A 17,742-nucleotide genomic window follows, 5' to 3' on the forward strand; every position below is an offset into this window, starting at 1 on the left:
ATTAGAGCGCCTCCTCATCGAGCGGGGCGGCCATGGTGCCCTCGCCCGCGAGCGGCGACTTGTCGCGCCAGACGTTCTCGAACTGCTCCTTGTCGAGCACGTGGTCGCGCTTGGCGGCGACATCGGTCACCGTCACGCGGTCGGTGCAGGAATAGCACGGGTCGAGCGAGCCAACGATCAGCGCCGCATCGCCCACGGTGTTGCCGCGGAACATGTAGCGCAGGACCGGCCAGTTACTGTACGTGGCGGCCTTGGCGCGCCAGCGGTAGCACTTCTGGTTATTGCCGAGCATGGCCCAGTGCACGTCCTCGCCGCGCGGCGCCTCGGTGGCACCGATGGCGTACTTGTGCGGGGTGTACTCCCAATCCGTGGTGAGGATGGGGCCCGACGGGCAGTTCTCGAGCATGGTCTCGATCATATCGATCGAATCGTAGACCTCCTGGATGCGAACGGCGGTACGGCCGAAGGCATCGCAGGTGTCAGCCGTGGCGGCGTGCATCTTTTGAACGTCCGGATCGGCGTAGCCGTCGAAGGGATGGTCGAAGCGCACGTCGCGGGCATAGCCCGAGCCACGCATGAGCGGGCCGACCGGCGAGAAGTCGCGTGCGATCTTGCGGTCCAAGATGCCGATGCCACTCGTACGCTCAATAAAGTTGGGCGTGGAGAGCAAGACGTCGACGAGCTCCTGAACCTCGGAGCGCAGCTGGTGGATGGTCGTGAGCGTGGAGAGCTTCTGCTCGGCCAAAATGTCGCGACGCACGCCGCCGATCACGTTGAGGCCGTAGGTCTTGCGGTGACCGGAGAGCTTCTCGGCCAGGTCCATGGACTTCTCGCGGACGCGGAAGAACTGCTGGAAGCCGGAGTCGAAGCCCGTGTAGTGCGACGCCAAGCCAATGTTGAGCAGGTGCGAGTGCAGGCGCTCGACCTCGAGCATGATGGCGCGGATGTACTGGGCGCGCGGCGGGACATGGATGCCCTGGGCGCGCTCGACGGCCTCGGCATAGGCCACCGAGTGGGCGCAGCCGCAGATGCCGCAGATGCGGTCGGCGAGGAACGTCACGGCGTCATAGTTCAGGCGCGTCTCGGCGACCTTCTCCATGCCGCGGTGCACGTAGAACAGACGGTAGTCGGCGTCGACGATCGTCTCGCCCTCGACGAACAGGCGGAAGTGACCGGGCTCGTCGGAGGTGATGTGCAACGGGCCCATGGGGACGAGCGTCGTCTCCTTGCCCTTGGTGTCGGCCAAGAACTCGTAGTTTTCCATGTCGCTCGCAGGAGCGGGACGGAAGCGGTAGTCCATGGAGTCCTTGCGCAGCGGGTACAGGCCGCTGGGCCAATCGTCGGGCAGCACCAGGCGACGGCGATCGGGCAGGCCCTCGGGGATCAGGCCGAACATATCGCGCAGCTCGCGCTCGCCCCACACGCAGGCGGGGACGAACGGCGTCACGGACGGGAACGTCATCTTGGCGGGATCGACCTCGGTGCGCACGGTCACCCAGCCGGGGTCCTCCCCCTCCATGGAGATGACGTAGTACACGGCGTAACGGCCGCACAGGCTGCGCTCATCGTTGCCGATGATCACGGGAATCCAGCCGTAGCGCTCGTAGTACAGGTAGTGGACGGCCTCGGGCAGCTTGTCCTGCTTGACGGTAATCGTCAGCTGGTCCTCGCACTGCCACTCAACCTTCTCGATAGCGCCCGGCACTGCGGCGCGCAGGGCCTCGACGTGGCTTTCGCAACGACGAGCGTAGTCCTTCTTTTCAGGTTCTGCCATGGTGCTAATTCACCTCGCTTGTCTTGGTCTGGGAACTGAACACCATGCGGTAGAGAGGAGCCTCGTGGAGCTCTTCGACGCTCTGGTTCAAAACGACGGACGTTGCATCCTCGACGCCGCTCGTGATGGCGACCGGGGTGGCGATACCGAACCACATGACCACGATCGCGAGGGCGATCTCGGGGATGATCATGAGGGCGGGCACCTCGTGGCGCTTCATGCCCTCGGGCGCCTTGCCGAAGATGGACTTGAGCGCGATGCCGGTAAGGGCAAAGTACACGCCGGTGAGGCCAATGGCCACGAGCACGACCACCCAGATGGGACCGGACTGGACGCCGGCCACGAAGGTGAGGAACTCGGAGATGAACAGGGCGAACGGCGGGAAGGCGGCGAGCGCGAGCAGGGCGATGATGGTGAGCGCTGCCGTGACGGGAGCGATCTCGACGACGCCCTTGATCTTGTTCAGGTCGCGGGTGTGGTAGATGTGCTGGATGTTACCGGCCATGCAGAAGGCGAGCGCCTTCGTGAAACCGTGGAAGATGCAGTGCAGCAGGCAGGCGGCGATACCGAGCGGACCACCGATACCCAGGCACAGCGCGACCACGCCGACGTTGTCGACGGAGGAGTACGCGAAGCGGCGCTTGATATCGTCCTGCTTAAAGATGCACAGGGCGGCCACCAGGATGGACAGCGTGCCCAGGATGAGCAGGAGCGTACGCGGATAGGTGTCGCCCACCGTGATGATGGACAGGGAGTAGAAGCGGATGATTACCAGCATGGCGCACTTGAGCAGCACGCCCGAGAGCAGCGCGGAGACCGGGCTCGGAGCCTGGGAGTGCGCGTCGGGCAGCCAAGTGTGCATGGGGAACAGGCCCGCCTTGGTGCCGAAGCCGATGACGATGAACGCGAACGCGAGGCGCACGAGCATCGGGTCGAACTGGTCGGCGTAGGGCATGATGGAGGTGAGGAAGGCTGCCTCATGCGCGTTGGGCATGATATCGGCGGCGTTCGCGTAGATGAGCAGCGTGCCGAACAGGCCGAAGGCCACGCCGGCGGTGCAGACCATCGCGTACTTCCAAGACGCCTCGAGCGCCTGCTTGTTCTTGTAGATGCCCACGAGGAACACGGTCGACAACGTGGTGGCCTCGACCGCCGCCCAGGTGAGGATGATGTTGTTGGACAGGCAGGCGAGCAGCATCGTGAAAACGAACAGGCTAAACAGCGCGTAGTACTGCTTGGTGCGCTCGGCCGGCATGGTCTTCTCCTCGATATCGATCTTGATATAGGAGATGGAGTACACGCCGGTGATGAACCCGATGATGCCTACCAGAAGGACGAAGATCGACGAGAGCGAATCGAGATGGAGCCACAGGCCCAAAGCGTCGATATTCTGCCCGCTCGAGAGCATGGTTCCCGCGGTGACGACCGAAAGGACGAGGGTCGCCGCGACGGAGATGGTGTTGAGCCCCGCAAAGACGTTGTAGGACGTCGTCTTGGGGAGCGCAGCCATAATCAGGGAGAACACGAGGGGACAAGCGAGCAGGGCGACCGTCAGCATTGAAACATCCATGGCCTACCCCTTCAATTCGGTCAGGTCGTGGGAGTCGAGCGACTTGGTGTCGTTCCAGATCCTCACGACGACGGCGGACATGATGATGACGGCGAAAATGGCGTCGGTGGCGATGCCGATCTCGATGATCTCGGGGGCCGTGGGCGCGAGCAGGGCGAGCGTCACGTGGCTACCGTTCTCCATAAGGCAGTACCCGAAGATTTGCTTGAGGATGTTGCGCTGGGAGATGATGCACGTGAGGCCGACGAAGAAGTGCGCGAAGCTGATGGCGAGGGCCGGAGTAGTCACCTCAGCGGTGGGCAGGCTCAGGCGCGTGACCACCGCGAAGCAGATGGCCACCTCCAGACCGGTGAGGATGATGGTCCAGGCCGGCTTGATGGAGGAGGTCAGCGTGCTATCGGCAGGCGAACCCATCTTTTTGTAGGCACGGTTGAGAATGAACGGAACGAGGATCACCTTGGTGACGAAGGCCGACGCGGCCCACATGAGAAGCTCGGTGGCACCGGTGGTGAGGCCCAGGGTGAGCAGCACGCCCACCAGGACAACCGACTGGATCGCGTACCACTTAATGGCGGACGGGATGGTCTTCGAGACGACCACCATGGTGGAGGTCACGATCAGAAGACCGCCCAGGATATTGACTAACGAATAACCCATGTCCTACCTCCTAACCCATCCAACTAGAGGACAGAGGACCGGCGACGACGACCATGATCATGAGGACGACGAACACGAACGCCATGGCGCGCGGAAGGGGCTGGCCGGCGGCCACGGTCTCGCTCGGCTCACCGGGCAGGACCTTACCCATCCAACGCAGGAACCATGCGAAGGTGGCGACGGTCTCGACGACCATGACGCACACGAGGACGAAGATGACCGTGTTGGAAGCACCAACCGCGAAGCCACCGGAAATAATCTGGAACTTGGAGAAGAACGTGCTCATGGGGGGCACGCCGGCGATAGCGGTCGCGGCGACCGCGAAGCCCACGCCCGTGACCGGGTACTTCTTCATGAGGCCCTGGATCTTGGGCAACATACGGGTTCCCAGCGTGAAGCTGAGGGAGCCGGCGATGAGGAAGAACAGGGTCTTGGTGAACGCGTGGTTGAAGATGTGCTCGACGGCGCCGTTGAACGCCATCTGGCTTCCGAACACGGAGAGGCCCAGGCCGAAGAACACGTAGGCGAGCTGCGCGATCGTCGAGAAGGCGAGCAGGCGCTTCATATCCTTCTGGGGCAAGTACATGAGAAAGCCGAAGAGCATGGTCACGACGGCGTCGATGATGGCGACCCAACCGACGATCTCGGGGATATCGCCGGCACTCGCAAGAGCGCGGGCGAACACGCACACGCCGACCTTCACCATGGACGCGCCATGGAGGTAGGCGGAAACGGGCGTGGGGGCCTCCATTGCGGAGGGCAGCCACATGTAGAGCGGGAACTGGGCGGACTTGGCCCAAGCGGCGAACAGGATGAGCAGCAGCACGACGGTCTTCATACCGGAATCGAGCTGGGAGATCGCGCTCAGCGCGAACGTGCCGGTTCCGGCGAACAGGAAGGCCGCACCGATGTAGAGTCCCAGAGCGCCGATATGGGTGATGATGAGCGCCTTCATACCGGCCTTCTTAGCCGTGGGCGTCATGTAGTAGCTGATGAGGCCCCAGGAGCACACGCCGGTGATCTCGAAGAAAACGAGCTGGCCGACGATGGTGGAGCTGTAGGCGAGACCGGCCATGGCGCCGATGAACGTGGAGAAGTACACGTAGAAGCGGCGACGGGGCGCGTCGGGATGCTCCTTGTTCTTATCGCTCATGTACGGGAACGAATAGATGACGACGAGCAGGCCGATAGCGACGAACGCGGGTGCGAGCAGCGTGCTCATCCGGTCGAATATGAAGCCCATGACCAAGGTCTGGCCCATACTCGCCCAGGTTACATCGACCGCGTTCATGCCGTTTCCGGCAAACGTCGCGGCCAAGCCAACGGAAGCGACCGTGGCGATGCCGCCGGCAAAGGCGCAGATCCATTTAGCGTAGGGACGCGGCAGCATGACGATGAGCAGGGAGCCCAGCATGGGGACGGCGATCGCCACCATGGCAAAGAGGGACAAGCTCGATTCGATTGACATAGTTTCTCCCTTCTCCCTACACGCCTACGACGACGAAGACGAACGCGAGGACCGCGATGCCGACGACGGCCCAGGTCTGGTTACCGAGCACCTTGAAGCGCGAACGGGAAACGGAGTTCTCGAGCACGCCGCAGACAACGAAATCGACCAGGCACTTGACAAGGAAGACGACGGCGCCCACGAGAGCGGTGACGCCGATGGTCGCGGGCTCTCCCCAGGGGATGAAGATGGAGGTGAACCAAGCGACGACCACGACCTGCTTCATGCCCATGGCGAGCTTCATCATGGCCAGGGACGGGCCGGAGAGCTCGGCGAGCGGGCCCTCCTGGAGCTCCTGCTCGGCTTCGGCCTGATCGAACGGAAGCTTGCCGAGCTCCATATAGCAGGCGGCCGCGAAGGCGACGCCGGCGAGGATGACGGCGACGACGCTCGAGACGTTGCCCGTAACGATGTGCTGACCCATGGTCGCAATGTCCGTGGAGCCGCACACGATGGCGACGGTAAACATCGCGATGAGCATGGACGGCTCGATGAGCGCGCTCATGAGGAGCTCGCGGATACCGCCGAAGCCCGCGTAGGCGTTGGAGGAATCCACGCCGGACAGCGCGAAGAAGAAGCGGGACAGCGCGAGCGCGTACATGATGGTGATGGCGTCACCAAAGACGGGCATGGGGCTCTCGAGCGTGAACATGGGCAGGCCCATGGCGAGCATGAACGACACCGCGAGGAACAGCGGCGGCATGATGCGCAGCACGAAGCTCGAGTCGGAACTCACGGACTCGGGACGCGCCATGAGCTTCGCGAGGTCCCGGTAATCCTGAAGGATGGACGGACCGCGGCGATTGTGCATCTTCGCGCGAATCACACGGGCGAGGCCGGAGAAGAAGGGCGCGACCAGCATGACCACGAGGCCCTGCGCTATCGCAAGAACGATGTTCATAATATCCTCTCCCCTCTCTAGACCATGACCACGGCGAGCACGAGGAAGACCACGAGCGCCGCGACGATGTAGCAGATGTATACGGAGTAGTTGCCGCCCTCGATCTTGGAGGCGAGGCCGGCCAGCTTATCGGCACCCTCGCTCGGTGCATCGACCAGGAAGCGGTCGGGCAGGGGCTCAACGCCCTGGGCGACACCGGTGAGCTTCTGGAACACGTGCGCGATGGACCAGCAGATCTTGGTGCATACCTCGCGCAGGGTGTAGAGCGGGCCCATGAAGAACTCTACGTCTGACGCGAAGCTCGTGGCGACGACGGGCATGTGCTCGTTGGGCTCGTAGCCGCACGCCCAAGGGTCGGTCTTCTTAGCGGGGGCCTTGGTGCCGAGGCAGGATCTCAACACGAACGCGAGGCCGGTGAGGACCACGAGCGCGATGGCGATCGCGGGGGTGGAGGTGGCGGCACCGGAAATCTCGTTCACCAGAGACACGCCCGAGGTGGCTGTGATGGCAGAGCCGGCAAGCACGCTCTGGGCGACGTCGCCCAGAACCGGGGCGATGACGGGAGAGCCGATTCCCAGCACCACGCAGATGGCCGCGAGGAGCATCTGCGAGAACAACATCGGAGCCGGGGACTCCTTGGCGTTCGCGGCCTCCTGGGAACGAGGGCTGCTCGCGAACGAGACGCCGTAGGCCTTCACGAAGCACGTGACGGCCAGGGCACCGGTGATGGCGAGGGCGGCCGCGGAGGCGACGGCGAACACCATGACGACCGGGTCGGAGAGCGTCGAGATGTTGAACAGGGACTGGTAGGTGAACCACTCGGAAACGAAGCCGTTGAGCGGCGGGATAGCCGAGATGGCAAGGGCACCGATGAGGAAGCAGACGGCCGTGACCGGCATACGGCGGAACAGGCCGCCCATCTTCTCCATGTTGCGCGTACCCGTGGCATAGAGCAGGGAGCCCGCGCCGAGGAACAGCTCGCCCTTGAACATGGCGTGGTTGAGCGTGTGGTAGAGGGCGGCCATGAGCGCGATCGTCGCGATGACGTCGTTGCCCAGGGCGTGCGCCGTCATGGACGCGCCGACACCGAGCAAGATGATGCCGATGTTCTCGACGGAGTGGTAGGCCAGCAGGCGCTTAATGTCGTGCTCGTGGAGGGCGTAGACGACGCCCAGGACCGACGAGATGGATCCGAAGACCAGGACCATGAGGCCCCACCAGAGCTGGACGCCCGAACCCGCGAGCAGGTCGAGACCGACCTTGAGGATACCGAAGATACCGATCTTGATCATGCCGCCGGACATGAGGGCGGACACGTTGGACGGCGCCTCGGGGTGCGCCTGGGGCAGCCAGGAGTGCAGCGGGATGATACCGGCCTTTGCGCCGAATCCGAAGAACGCGAGGACGAAGCACGCGGAGGAGACGGCGGGTCCAAAGTCATGCGTACGGAAATCACTGAAGCTGAAGGAACCGCCCACGCCGTTGGTCATGAGCAGGAAGCTCGCCATGATAAGGACAAAGCCCACGTGCGCGATGACGAAGTAGAGCCAACCGCCCCTAATGGAGTTCTTGTTCTCCTCGATAACGACAAGGAAGTAGCTCGTAAGGGACATGAGCTCAAAGGCGACCAGGAACCAGAACACGTTGTCGGCGGTGATGACGAGCATCATCGAGGCGACGAAGGTGTTCATGAAGAAACCGGCGCGCCCGACCTTGCCCGGGTACTCATCGAAGTAGGACAGACCGTAGATGAAGCCCGCAAAGGCGAGGATTGAGATGAGGACCACAATCAGGCCCGCAAGGCCGTTGAGCAAGAGCTCGAGACGGGCGAACGGGAAAAAGAAGACCGTGTTGAGGGACGAAACGTCGCCAAGCACGGCCTCGAGGCCCGCGATGAACGACAGCACGGCCGCGACGGCGCCGATCAGGCAGCCGGCGGTCTTGGCGGCGTTATCGGCCTTGATCAGCAGAACCGAGGCGAGCGCACCGATGCACGAGACGGCAAGCGATGCGATAAACAGCGCCATGCTATCCATTGTTTACGCTCCCTTCTGCTTTCTCGGACAGGCCCTGGGCCACAGCGGTAACGTCGACGACTGGACCGTTTTCGATCGAGCGCAAGCGCTTGGCCTCGTCGAGCTCGCGATCGGCCGCGCAGCCCATGACGGTCAGCGCCTTGGTGGGGCACGCCGCCACACAATGCGGGCCGTCCGGATCGAAGGCGCACAGGTCGCACTTGACAGCGCAGGTGTACTGGCCAGGAGCCCACGTAAGCAGGCTGCTCAGGGACTTAGGATACGAAGGCGTCGGGTCGCACATGCCTGCGACACCGGCGATAGACGTGCCATCGGGATGGATGGCTCCGAAGGGGCACGCGATGGCGCACAGCCTGCACCCGATGCACTCCTGCTCCTTGACGTGGATGCGGTCGCCATCGTGCTCGATGGCATTCACCGGGCAGACCTCGGCGCAGGGGGCACCCTCGCAATGGTGGCAGGCAAGGGCGGCCGAAATACCGCCGGTCTTCACGAGCGCCAGGCGCGGCGTATCCTGAAGACCCTGCATCCGGTGGGCGTCGGCACAGGCGGACTGGCATGTTCCGCAGCCGATGCACCTCTCCGGGTTGATGTCGATGAAGCGGTTCATCCCCACTTCCTTTCAAAATAACGGGCCGGGCTCCCGAACGTACGGGACGCCCGGCCCAAAAAGCCAACGAGAACGGAACTACACGATTTGATTCACGTGCGTCTCGTCGTCGAACTTGGCGGCGCCGGGCTCAACGTCCTGGGGAGCGGCGGCGTCCACCAGAGCCTGCTTGAGCTCGGTGTACTGACGCTCGACCTCGCCCTCGGCCCAGACCTGGTCGGCGATAGCGTCGACCTGGCAGGCGGAGAACTTGTCCTCGGGCGTATGCGAGACCGGGTCAACCTTGTGAATGGTCAGCTCGTTGCACTTGCCGATCCACCACTGGTAGGTCATATAGACCGTGCCCTTATTGATGCGGTCGCTCACGTCGGCGCGGCTGTATACCTGGCCGCGGCGGCTGTGAATCGAGACGATGTCGCCGTTCTTGATGCCGCGCGCCTCGGCGTCCGCGGGATTCATGCGGACAAAGCCGGGCTCGTCGGCAAGCAGCGCCAACGTCTTGCAGTTGCCGGTCATCGAACGGCAGCTGTAGTGGCCGACCTCGCGGACGGTGCACAGGATGAGCGGGTACTCATCGTCGGGAAGCTCGGAGGGCGCCTCCCAGTCGTGCGCCATCAGGTTGGCGCGGCCGTCCTTGGTGGTGAACTTGCCACCAGCGAACATGTCGGGCGTACCGTGGTCGTTCACATCGGTGCTCTTGACCGGCCACTGGGCGTAGCCGCCCTCGGGAGCCATCTTCTCGTAGGTCGCGCCCACAAAGTTGGGGCACAGGCTAATGCACTCGTTCCAGATCTGCTCGGTGTTGTCGTAGTGCATGGGGTAACCCATGCGCGTAGACAGGTCCGCGAAGATCTCCCAGTCGTGACGGCACTCGCCCTTGGGCGGAACGGCCGCGTCAAAGTGCTGGAAGCTACGGTCGGATGCGGTAAAGACACCCTCGTGCTCGCCCCAAGAGGTAGCGGGCAGGATGACGTCGGCGAGCATGGTCGTCTGCGTCATAAAGATGTCCTGGCAAATGAACAGATCCAGCTCGGAGAGCGTCTTGCGCATACCGGCCGAATCGGGCTCGGTCTGCACCGGGTCCTCGCCGTAGTTGTAGAAGCAGTGCACCTTGCCCTCGTCGACCAGGTGACCCAGGTCGGTGAGCTTGTAGCCCTCCTCGAGCGGGAGCTTTTCCTCGGGCACGCCCCAAGCCTTGGCAAACTTGGCGCGCACTGCCGGGTCGGTGACCTTCTGGTAGCCAGGGTACAGGTTGGGCAGCATGCCCATATCGCAGGAGCCCTGGACGTTGTTCTGACCGCGCACGGGCGCGAGGCCGGAATTGGGTTTGCCGATCTGGCCGGCAACGCAGGCGATGGAGGCGATGGTGTGCACCGTCTTCAGGTTCTGCTTCTGCTGGCATACGCCCATACCCCAGCCAATGATGGCAGAGGGCTTCGCCGTGGCGTACATCTCGGCAGCTTGATGGATCAACGCGGGCTCGACACCCGTGATGTCCTGTACGGATTCGGGAGTGTAGTTTTTGATGGTCTCCCACCATTCGTCAAAGCCGTTCGTGTGCTCGGCGACGAATTCCTTGTCGTAGAGGCCATCGTTGACCAAGCAGTTGGCAAAGGCGTTGAGGAACGCAACGTTGCAACCGTTCTTGATCGGAAGGTAGAGATCGGCGATACGCGCGGTTTCGATATGGCGCGGGTCGGCGACGATGATCTTGCAACCCTTTTCTTTGGCTCGCACGATACGCCTTGCGACGATGGGGTGCGAATCGGCAGGGTTATAGCCGAAGAGGAAAATGCAGCCCGCATCCTCCATACCGGGGATGGAGCATGACATGCAACCTGAACCAACCGTGTCCATCAGACCGAGGACAGTAGGGCCGTGTCAAGTACGGGCGCAGTTGTCCACGCTGTGGGTGCCGATGCACGCACGCGTAAACTTCTGCATGACGTAGTTCGCCTCATTGCCGCCGCCTCGCGAAGAGCCGGTGGTCATGACAGCGTTAGGACCATATACGTCAATTATGGCCTGCATCTTAGATGCGGTGAAATCCAGTGCCTCGTCCCAGCTTACGCGCTCAAGATCCGCGCCCTTAGTGCGGCGGATCATCGGGTGCAGTACGCGAGGAGTCAAGATCTTGGTGTCGTTGATGAAGTCGTAGCCGCTCATGCCCTTAAGGCACAGCTCGCTCTGGTTGGTGATGCCGTTGAGCGGTTCGGTACCCACGACCTGGCCGTTTTGGACCAAGAGGTTAAACTGGCAACCGGCGCCGCAATACGGGCAGATCACTTTATGCTTCTCCATGACACCCTCCTTCCTTTTTCTGCTACCGAATACTCGGTACTTATTTGACAATCATTGGGCCTGTCGCCCGACGCTTACGCCTCGTTTTCGATGGTGGCGCGGGCACGCTCGGCAGTCAGTTCTGCCAGACGCTCCTCGTCTACCAGGGTGAGGCCCTTGGTCGGGCACGCCTCGGCACACGCCGGACCGCCGGGACGGTCCACGCACAGGTCGCACTTGAGCACGAAGCTCTTAGTCTGCGAGCCCACGCGAACGTCACCCATCAAGACGGGGACCTGCGTGGTCGCCACGCTCACGGCGCCAAAAGGGCATGCCATGACGCAGCTCTTGCAGCCGATGCAGTTGTCCTCGTTGACGCCGATGCGATGGTTCTTTGGATCAAAGAACAAGGCGCCCGTGGGGCAGGCCTTGGCGCACGGAGCGTCCTCGCAGTGGTGACATGCCACCGGTGCGGAAATCTCGTAGGTGCGCGTTACGCGCAAGCGAGGTGCGGCGATGTTGCCGGGAATATCGTGTGCCTCGATGCACGCCGCCATACAGGTTTGGCACCCAATGCAACGTGAGGAATCGGCTACGACTCGTTTATTGCCCATGTTGTTCACTCCCTCCTGAATCCCATGCCGGAGAGACCCTGCCGACGTTGCCCCGGACCGCCCGTGGTCCGGCATCGGCGTATCGAGTGCATGCGGCGAAACAGGCACTTCGATAGAATTCCTCCAACGATATACAGGTTAAATATACGCAGTTGCAGGTGGCGAACTTGAGCATACGCCCTGCAATACGGGTGTATTGCAGGGGTTTTAGCAGGTTGGAACTATTCTCGGATAGCTATAAAGGTGAGTGTATTACATGCGTACATCCAGGGGAGATTTCACGCTCGTTTATAAAGGATGTAATACGTTTGATATATATTTCGTGCTCATTAACTTGAGTGCAATAAAGCAGTGGTTATAAGATTGGCTATTATTAGCCAATGTTGTATTTGACCATTCATATTGCACGCTCATTAAGGGAGGCCAGTGATGTCATCGACTCAAAAAAAGAGCCATCCTGCAGGTGCGCATTCGCGAAGAGGACAAACAGCATGCCGAGCGCCTCTACGACGCCATGGGCACATCGCTTGCCGAGGCCGTTCGCCTTTTTGTCGCGCAGAGCATTTTGATGCGCAAGCTTCCCTTTCAACCGGTCGCCGTGCGCTCAAAGGACGGCACCGCCGCCTATGGATCGCTCAAAGCATATGGTGACCCCAATCGCCGCTCCGAAGAGCGCAATGCCTGGATTGAGTACCTTGCCACAGAAAGCGACGATTCGATTTTGGGTCCCGAGGAAGTAGATATCCATGAGTAGCACCATCATCGACGAGACCGTCATCCTGCGCTACCTGCTTGACGACGACGAGGTTCTGCCACCGCGCGCCGCCAAGGTCATCGCCACGCGCACCGCTCGCGTCTACCCCGAAATCATCACGCGCGTCGTGGTCACACTGCGCGACGTCTATAAGGTTCCCCGCGTTGAGATTACTGCGGCCATGAAGAGGTTGCTCGATGACGTCATGGTCGACGAGCCCACCGTTGTCGCCCTTGCCGTCAAACTCTTTGGCAAGACCCATATGGACTTTACCGACTGCCTCCTCGCAGCCCGAACCGCCATCTACAACGATGATGTCGTGAGCTTTGGCAAGCCCATCATCCAAGGCATGATCGATTACCGCCGCAAGCGCCAAACCGTGGCCGACGTTCGCGACCGCGCCGCCGAAGCCCGCGGCCGTGCCGCCGAAGCCCGCAGCCACGGCACCGATGCCACCATCGACAAGCTCCGCCACCACGGTCGCCACTAACCGACAGGCAACGGCATCGCCCGTCCCTCAACCCCATCCCCTCTTAAGTTGCGGTGAAATACGGACTGTTTCATGCCTTTAAAGGCCTCAACAGTCCGTATTTCACCGCAACTTATTGAAGGTTGGCTGCGAACGATTTCGCTATCGGGAGTCGGCGTAGGGTTTTGTTGTCGGAATGCCGTAACCGCGCATCATGGCACCGAACGATTCTACGTCGTAGGTGTCCGAAAGTTTGAAATGAATGACGTTGTGGCCCATGGCACGAAGGTTCGCGTCGCGCATGAGGGCCGCTCGATAGGTTTTTGCCGCCGCTTGCTCTGGATCATCTTGAGCTTCGTCTTCAAACTTACCCAGCCCATGCAGCTCTGCCAGCGTCCATGATCCGTCTGGCATCTGCCAGCCATAATCTGCTAGATAATAACCAGCGTTTCCCGGTCGCGTTATCTCAACTTGAAGCTCAGGCGCGGCAACCCCAGCGAGAATCATCGCTGCTCTCGCCTCGGACTCGCCGCCATTGTCTGACCTGCAGTCCATATGCTCAAAAACGTCAAAAGCACGCGCGATGCCATGCAGCCCTCGGCAATTTGCCTGCGCATATGCTCGCAGCTCTTCGCGTTCAACATCGTACTCACGGGCCAAGCCATCGACATAGCCCAGCGCATAGCGAAAGGCGCTCGTTCGGGCGATATCAACAACCGTTCGATACGGATCCGTCAGCGTAAACAGACCGATCCGCCACACTTCGCCCGCCCGCCAGCGCTTGTATTCAACGAACTCATACGTATCACGCCTTGTAGACCGCGGCAGCAGCACTTGCACTTTATCCAATAGCGTATACGCAGAGCCGATGCCGTAGAGCAGCGCTGCCGTCGATCCGCAAAACACAGCATCCGGTTCAACGACCGCAATAGCGGATGCCAGCTGAAAGATGCGATCTTCAACCCCAAGATTATTCCAATAGACCGGATCCGCATACACATGGTTGTAAAGACGAAGCATGAGCTCTTCCTGCATAAGCTCGCGCGCACGGCGTTCATCCCAAGGATCAATTGTTATAAGCAGCTGTCCATCTTGATGAATTCCAAGGGCCGAGAATAGCATCCTTGCATATGACTGCGGAATATGTTTGCCTTTATCGAGCATGGCCAACCCCATAACCGTCACGGCGGAGAGAATACCATTACGCTATCGCATGCTTCCGTCCGTAGGCCTTGCCAAAAGCTGACCAAAAGCTTGACGTCGCAGGTCAGAGGTTCAAAAAATATTTACACTCTCGGTAGACGGTCGCTACGACCCTCCCAACGGCATCGGAATCCAACCTTACAAATAGTTGCGGTGAAATACGGACTACATGGGCCATAAAAGCCGGAAAACAGTCCGTATTTCACCGCAACTTAGGAGGGGATGTGGGGTCCCCGGCATGTATATGAAAACAGCTCTGGTCCCAAAAGGAGCCAGAGCCGTTCGTCTATCTTATGGAGCGGGCGACGGGAATCGAACCCGCGTCATCAGCTTGGAAGGCTGGGGTTCTACCATTGAACTACGCCCGCAAGATATGGTCGGGACGACAGGATTTGAACCTGCGACATCCTGCTCCCAAAGCAGGCGCGCTACCAAACTGCGCCACGTCCCGAAGGTGTTGAGCAGCTAAGGTCTAAACCTTGCGTGTCCCAAAGCGAAGGAAATTATAGGGGAGACTCCCCGCCTGTGCAAGCGCAGAAACCCTAGCTCCTCGAATGTGCGACAAAACGACTATGGAGCAGGCCGATCACAAATGCCACCACGGCAACCGGCGCCCACGCGGCACCGATATCCGCCAACGGCAGCGCATCAAACGGCAGCCACGTGCCCCCAAAGAACGCATCGCGGACCGAGGTGATCACGCTCTGCACGGCAACCACACCGCCAACCCAGACCCACACCTGCGGATGAGCGTCGCAAAAGCCGTGTACCAAACCCATGAGAACCAGCACGATGGCGACGGGATACAAGGCGTTAAGCATGGGCACCGAGAACATAAGGATCACGTCGAGGCCCACGTTGGAGAGCACGCACGAAAACGCCGCGAACACAAAGGCAAGGATCGCGAAGGGGCGGCGCATGGCCCCCTCGGAAGCCTCCGCTCCCCCTTCAACTACGTACGTCTCACAGAAATAGCGCGAGCAGCAGCTAATAAGACCGATGCACACGTTCATGCAGGCGAGGAAAAAGATCGCGAAGACCACGACCGTGCCAGCAAGCCCAAAATGCATGGAGGCCGAACGAGCGAGGATGGCAGCGCCGTTGGTGGCATCGGGCATAACCGTGCCGAGTTGCATTCCGGCAAGCGCCAGGCCGCAGTAGATGATGGCCATGAGCACGCCGGCGATCACACCCGAACGCGAGATCTCGAAGGCCACGCGCCTATCGTCGGTAACGCCCAACTCGTGGATGGTCTCGGCGATGATGATGCCGAAGGCGAGCGACGCGAGCAGGTCCATGGTCTGATAGCCAGTCAAAAAGCCCTGCACGGCGGCGCCTGCATCGTAGGGAGCCTGAGGCGCGGCAGCCGGTCCCAGTGGCGAGACCACGGCGGCACCCACGACCAACACTATGAGCACAATGAGCGCGGGGCCCGTAATGCGGCCGAGCACGCGCGTGATGACACCCGGGCGCAGCGTGAGAGCAAACGCGACGACAAAGAAGCCAACGGCAAACACCAGGCGAGCCGTGCCAAGCGAAACGCCCTCGGGCAGCAGCGGCACCAGCATCTCGAAGGCCGTGGAGCTCGTACGCGGAATGGCCAGGCACGGGCCGATGGCCAGATACACCGCCGCAACAAAGAACTCACCGAACTTGGGGTGCACGCGGCCGGCAAGCTCGCGCGCCGTTCCGGCAAGCGCCACGGCGATAAAGCCCATGACGGGCAGGCCGATGGCGGCGATGAGAAAGCCGAGCATGGCGACCGGCGTGGCTGAACCTGCTTGCAGCGCCAGCAGTGGCGGAATGATAAGGTTGCCGGCGCCAAAGAGCATCGAGAACAGGGCGATGCCGACGGTAACGACATGGTCGGAGCGCAGACCACGCGAGGCGGATGAGGCCATAGACACACCTTTCGGGTCGAAACAAAAACGGGACGGGCAAAAGACCCGTCCCGCAAGTATATACGCTCTAGCAGGCTAAATCGCGCAAAGCGTCAATCGCGGTGTCGACTTCCTCGTCCGTGTTGAAATACCCAAACGAGAAGCGAACGACACCCTGACGCTCGGTCCCCAGCGCACGGTGCATGAGCGGGGCGCAATGGGCGCCGGGGCGCGTCGCAATCCCCCACCCTTGCATGAGTGCATCCGAGATCTCGGCAGAGTCGATATCGCCCACGTTGAGCGAGACGATCGCCGAGCGCGTCGGTTGGCCAAAGGCACCATAGAGCTTAATCCCCGGAATCTCGCGCACACCGGCAAGGAAGCGATCAGCGAGCGCACGCTCGTGGGCAGCAATCGCCTCGACCCCACCCTGGGCCTCGATAAAGTCGAGACCAGCGGAAAGGCCGGCGATACCGTGGCCGTTGAGCGTGCCCGCCTCAAGGCGCGTGGGCCACTCAAGCGGCTGCAGTGGGTCGAAGCTGTGCACGCCCGTGCCGCCCATGGCCCACGGAGCCACGTCAATGCCCTCCGCCACGGCCAGGCCGCCGGTCCCCTGCGGACCCATGAGCCCCTTATGGCCGGTAAAGCACACAATGTCGAGGCCCATGGCCTGCATATCGATATGCGCCGTGCCGGCAGACTGCGAGGCATCGACGATCACCAGCGCACCGGCCGCATGCGCGATGGCAGCCACGCGCGCAATGTCGACCGCGTTGCCGGTCACATTGGAGGCGTGCGTCACCACCACAGCACGCGTACCGGGCGTGACAAGCCGCTCGAGCTCGTCGTAGTCGAGCACGCCGTTGGTATCACAGCCCGCATGCTCAACCGTCACACCCTGCTCTGCCGCCAGGCGGTTGAGCGGACGCAGTACGGAGTTGTGCTCGAGCACCGTTGTGACCACATGGTCGCCGGGGCGCACCACCCCGTTGATGGCGGTGTTGAGCGCCGCCGTGGAGTTGGGCGTAAAGCACACATGGTCCGCCCTCGGGCAACCCAAAAGGCGCGCGAGCTTGGCACGGCAAGCGTGAATCGTACGAGCGGCATCGAGGGCACCCGACGTGGCGCCGCGCCCGGCATTGCCGAGCGAGCACATCGCCTGCGTCACGGCATCGATGACCACCTGCGGCTTGTGCATGGTCGTTGCCGCGTTATCCAGATAGATCATCGCACGACCTCCCACATATCGATCACGGTGAAGCCCTCGGTGGGAACGCCCGCCGAGGCAAGTTCGCCGCGCAGCAGTTCCTCATCGGCAGGCAACGCCTTCCACGCCAAACCGCAGCCGGCAGCGACCTCCCCGGGCACGGGAATCGTCCGCCCGGGAAGACCGCGCTCGATGCACAGGGATTCGCAACCCATGGCGGCCGCCGTGGTAGGAAACGTGATGACAAGCGCCGGGCGCTTCTCCCTCATGGCAACTCCAA

Annotated in this window: 15 protein-coding genes and 2 tRNA genes; 2 read left to right on the forward strand and 15 right to left on the reverse strand. The window is 61.7% G+C overall.

What is annotated here, in order from left to right; translation table 11 throughout:
* Window position 1: 1 nt before the first annotated feature.
* The 9 genes from I4W07_RS01590 to I4W07_RS01630 form a co-directional block, all read right to left on the reverse strand.
* Window positions 2-1,774, reverse strand: coding sequence for a hydrogenase large subunit (locus I4W07_RS01590; protein ID WP_035138048.1), 1,773 nt, complete (start codon window positions 1,772-1,774; stop codon window positions 2-4).
* Window positions 1,775-1,778: 4 nt separating this feature from the next.
* On the reverse strand, window positions 1,779-3,344 hold the full coding sequence (locus I4W07_RS01595; RefSeq protein WP_099431575.1) for a hydrogenase 4 subunit F: 1,566 nt from the start codon (window positions 3,342-3,344) through the stop codon (window positions 1,779-1,781).
* A gap of 3 nt (window positions 3,345-3,347) precedes the next feature.
* Window positions 3,348-4,001: a hydrogenase 4 membrane subunit gene (hyfE, locus tag I4W07_RS01600; protein ID WP_196025395.1), complete on the reverse strand. Its 654-nt coding sequence runs from the start codon at window positions 3,999-4,001 to the stop codon at window positions 3,348-3,350.
* 10 nt (window positions 4,002-4,011) lie between these two features.
* Complete coding sequence (locus I4W07_RS01605; RefSeq protein ID WP_055309579.1) at window positions 4,012-5,469, reverse strand: hydrogenase 4 subunit D; 1,458 nt, start codon at window positions 5,467-5,469, stop codon at window positions 4,012-4,014.
* Window positions 5,470-5,485: 16 nt separating this feature from the next.
* On the reverse strand, window positions 5,486-6,409 hold the full coding sequence (locus I4W07_RS01610) for a respiratory chain complex I subunit 1 family protein (RefSeq protein WP_196025396.1): 924 nt from the start codon (window positions 6,407-6,409) through the stop codon (window positions 5,486-5,488).
* A 17-nt stretch (window positions 6,410-6,426) separates the two neighbouring features.
* Window positions 6,427-8,445 (reverse strand): hydrogenase 4 subunit B, encoded by a 2,019-nt coding sequence (gene hyfB / locus I4W07_RS01615; RefSeq protein ID WP_196025397.1) that lies wholly within the window; start codon window positions 8,443-8,445, stop codon window positions 6,427-6,429.
* Entirely contained in the window at window positions 8,438-9,055 is a 618-nt protein-coding gene (locus I4W07_RS01620) for a 4Fe-4S dicluster domain-containing protein (protein WP_196025398.1), read from the reverse strand. The genes hyfB and I4W07_RS01620 overlap by 8 nt, the downstream gene beginning before the upstream one ends.
* A gap of 78 nt (window positions 9,056-9,133) precedes the next feature.
* Window positions 9,134-11,356, reverse strand: a complete 2,223-nt coding sequence (gene fdhF, locus I4W07_RS01625; protein WP_196025399.1) for a formate dehydrogenase subunit alpha — start codon at window positions 11,354-11,356, stop codon at window positions 9,134-9,136.
* Window positions 11,357-11,430: 74 nt separating this feature from the next.
* Complete coding sequence (locus I4W07_RS01630; protein ID WP_022095206.1) at window positions 11,431-11,949, reverse strand: 4Fe-4S dicluster domain-containing protein; 519 nt, start codon at window positions 11,947-11,949, stop codon at window positions 11,431-11,433.
* Window positions 11,950-12,412: 463 nt separating this feature from the next.
* Here I4W07_RS01630 and I4W07_RS01635 point away from each other — a divergent pair, with 463 nt between their 5' ends.
* Together I4W07_RS01635 and I4W07_RS01640 are read left to right on the forward strand one after the other, a co-directional pair.
* Window positions 12,413-12,703 carry a type II toxin-antitoxin system RelB/DinJ family antitoxin gene (locus tag I4W07_RS01635; protein WP_196025400.1) on the forward strand — a complete coding sequence of 97 codons (291 nt, stop codon included), beginning with the start codon at window positions 12,413-12,415 and terminating at the stop codon, window positions 12,701-12,703.
* A complete protein-coding gene (locus I4W07_RS01640) occupies window positions 12,696-13,193 on the forward strand; it encodes a PIN domain-containing protein (protein ID WP_196025401.1) in 498 nt (165 codons plus the stop codon). The genes I4W07_RS01635 and I4W07_RS01640 overlap by 8 nt, the downstream gene beginning before the upstream one ends.
* Before the next feature lie 141 nt (window positions 13,194-13,334).
* Here I4W07_RS01640 and I4W07_RS01645 read toward each other — a convergent pair whose 3' ends face one another.
* The 6 genes from I4W07_RS01645 to I4W07_RS01670 all read right to left on the reverse strand — a co-directional run bounded on the left by I4W07_RS01645 (window position 13,335) and on the right by I4W07_RS01670 (window position 17,731).
* Complete coding sequence (locus I4W07_RS01645; RefSeq protein WP_196025402.1) at window positions 13,335-14,336, reverse strand: hypothetical protein; 1,002 nt, start codon at window positions 14,334-14,336, stop codon at window positions 13,335-13,337.
* Between the two features lie 333 nt (window positions 14,337-14,669).
* A tRNA-Gly gene (locus tag I4W07_RS01650) sits at window positions 14,670-14,743 on the reverse strand.
* Between the two features lie 6 nt (window positions 14,744-14,749).
* A tRNA-Pro gene (locus I4W07_RS01655) sits at window positions 14,750-14,826 on the reverse strand.
* A 91-nt stretch (window positions 14,827-14,917) separates the two neighbouring features.
* Window positions 14,918-16,276 (reverse strand): branched-chain amino acid transport system II carrier protein, encoded by a 1,359-nt coding sequence (gene brnQ / locus I4W07_RS01660; RefSeq protein WP_196025403.1) that lies wholly within the window; start codon window positions 16,274-16,276, stop codon window positions 14,918-14,920.
* Window positions 16,277-16,343: 67 nt separating this feature from the next.
* The gene (locus I4W07_RS01665) at window positions 16,344-17,483 is read right to left on the reverse strand and encodes an aminotransferase class V-fold PLP-dependent enzyme (protein WP_196025404.1); all 1,140 of its coding nucleotides are present in this window, start codon (window positions 17,481-17,483) and stop codon (window positions 16,344-16,346) included.
* Complete coding sequence (locus I4W07_RS01670) at window positions 17,480-17,731, reverse strand: DUF3343 domain-containing protein (protein WP_196025405.1); 252 nt, start codon at window positions 17,729-17,731, stop codon at window positions 17,480-17,482. The genes I4W07_RS01665 and I4W07_RS01670 overlap by 4 nt, the downstream gene beginning before the upstream one ends.
* Between the last annotated feature and the right edge of the window lie 11 nt (window positions 17,732-17,742).

It is taken from the genome of Collinsella aerofaciens, assembly GCF_015670745.1.
GTDB classification, from domain to species: Bacteria; Actinomycetota; Coriobacteriia; order Coriobacteriales; family Coriobacteriaceae; genus Collinsella; species Collinsella aerofaciens_T.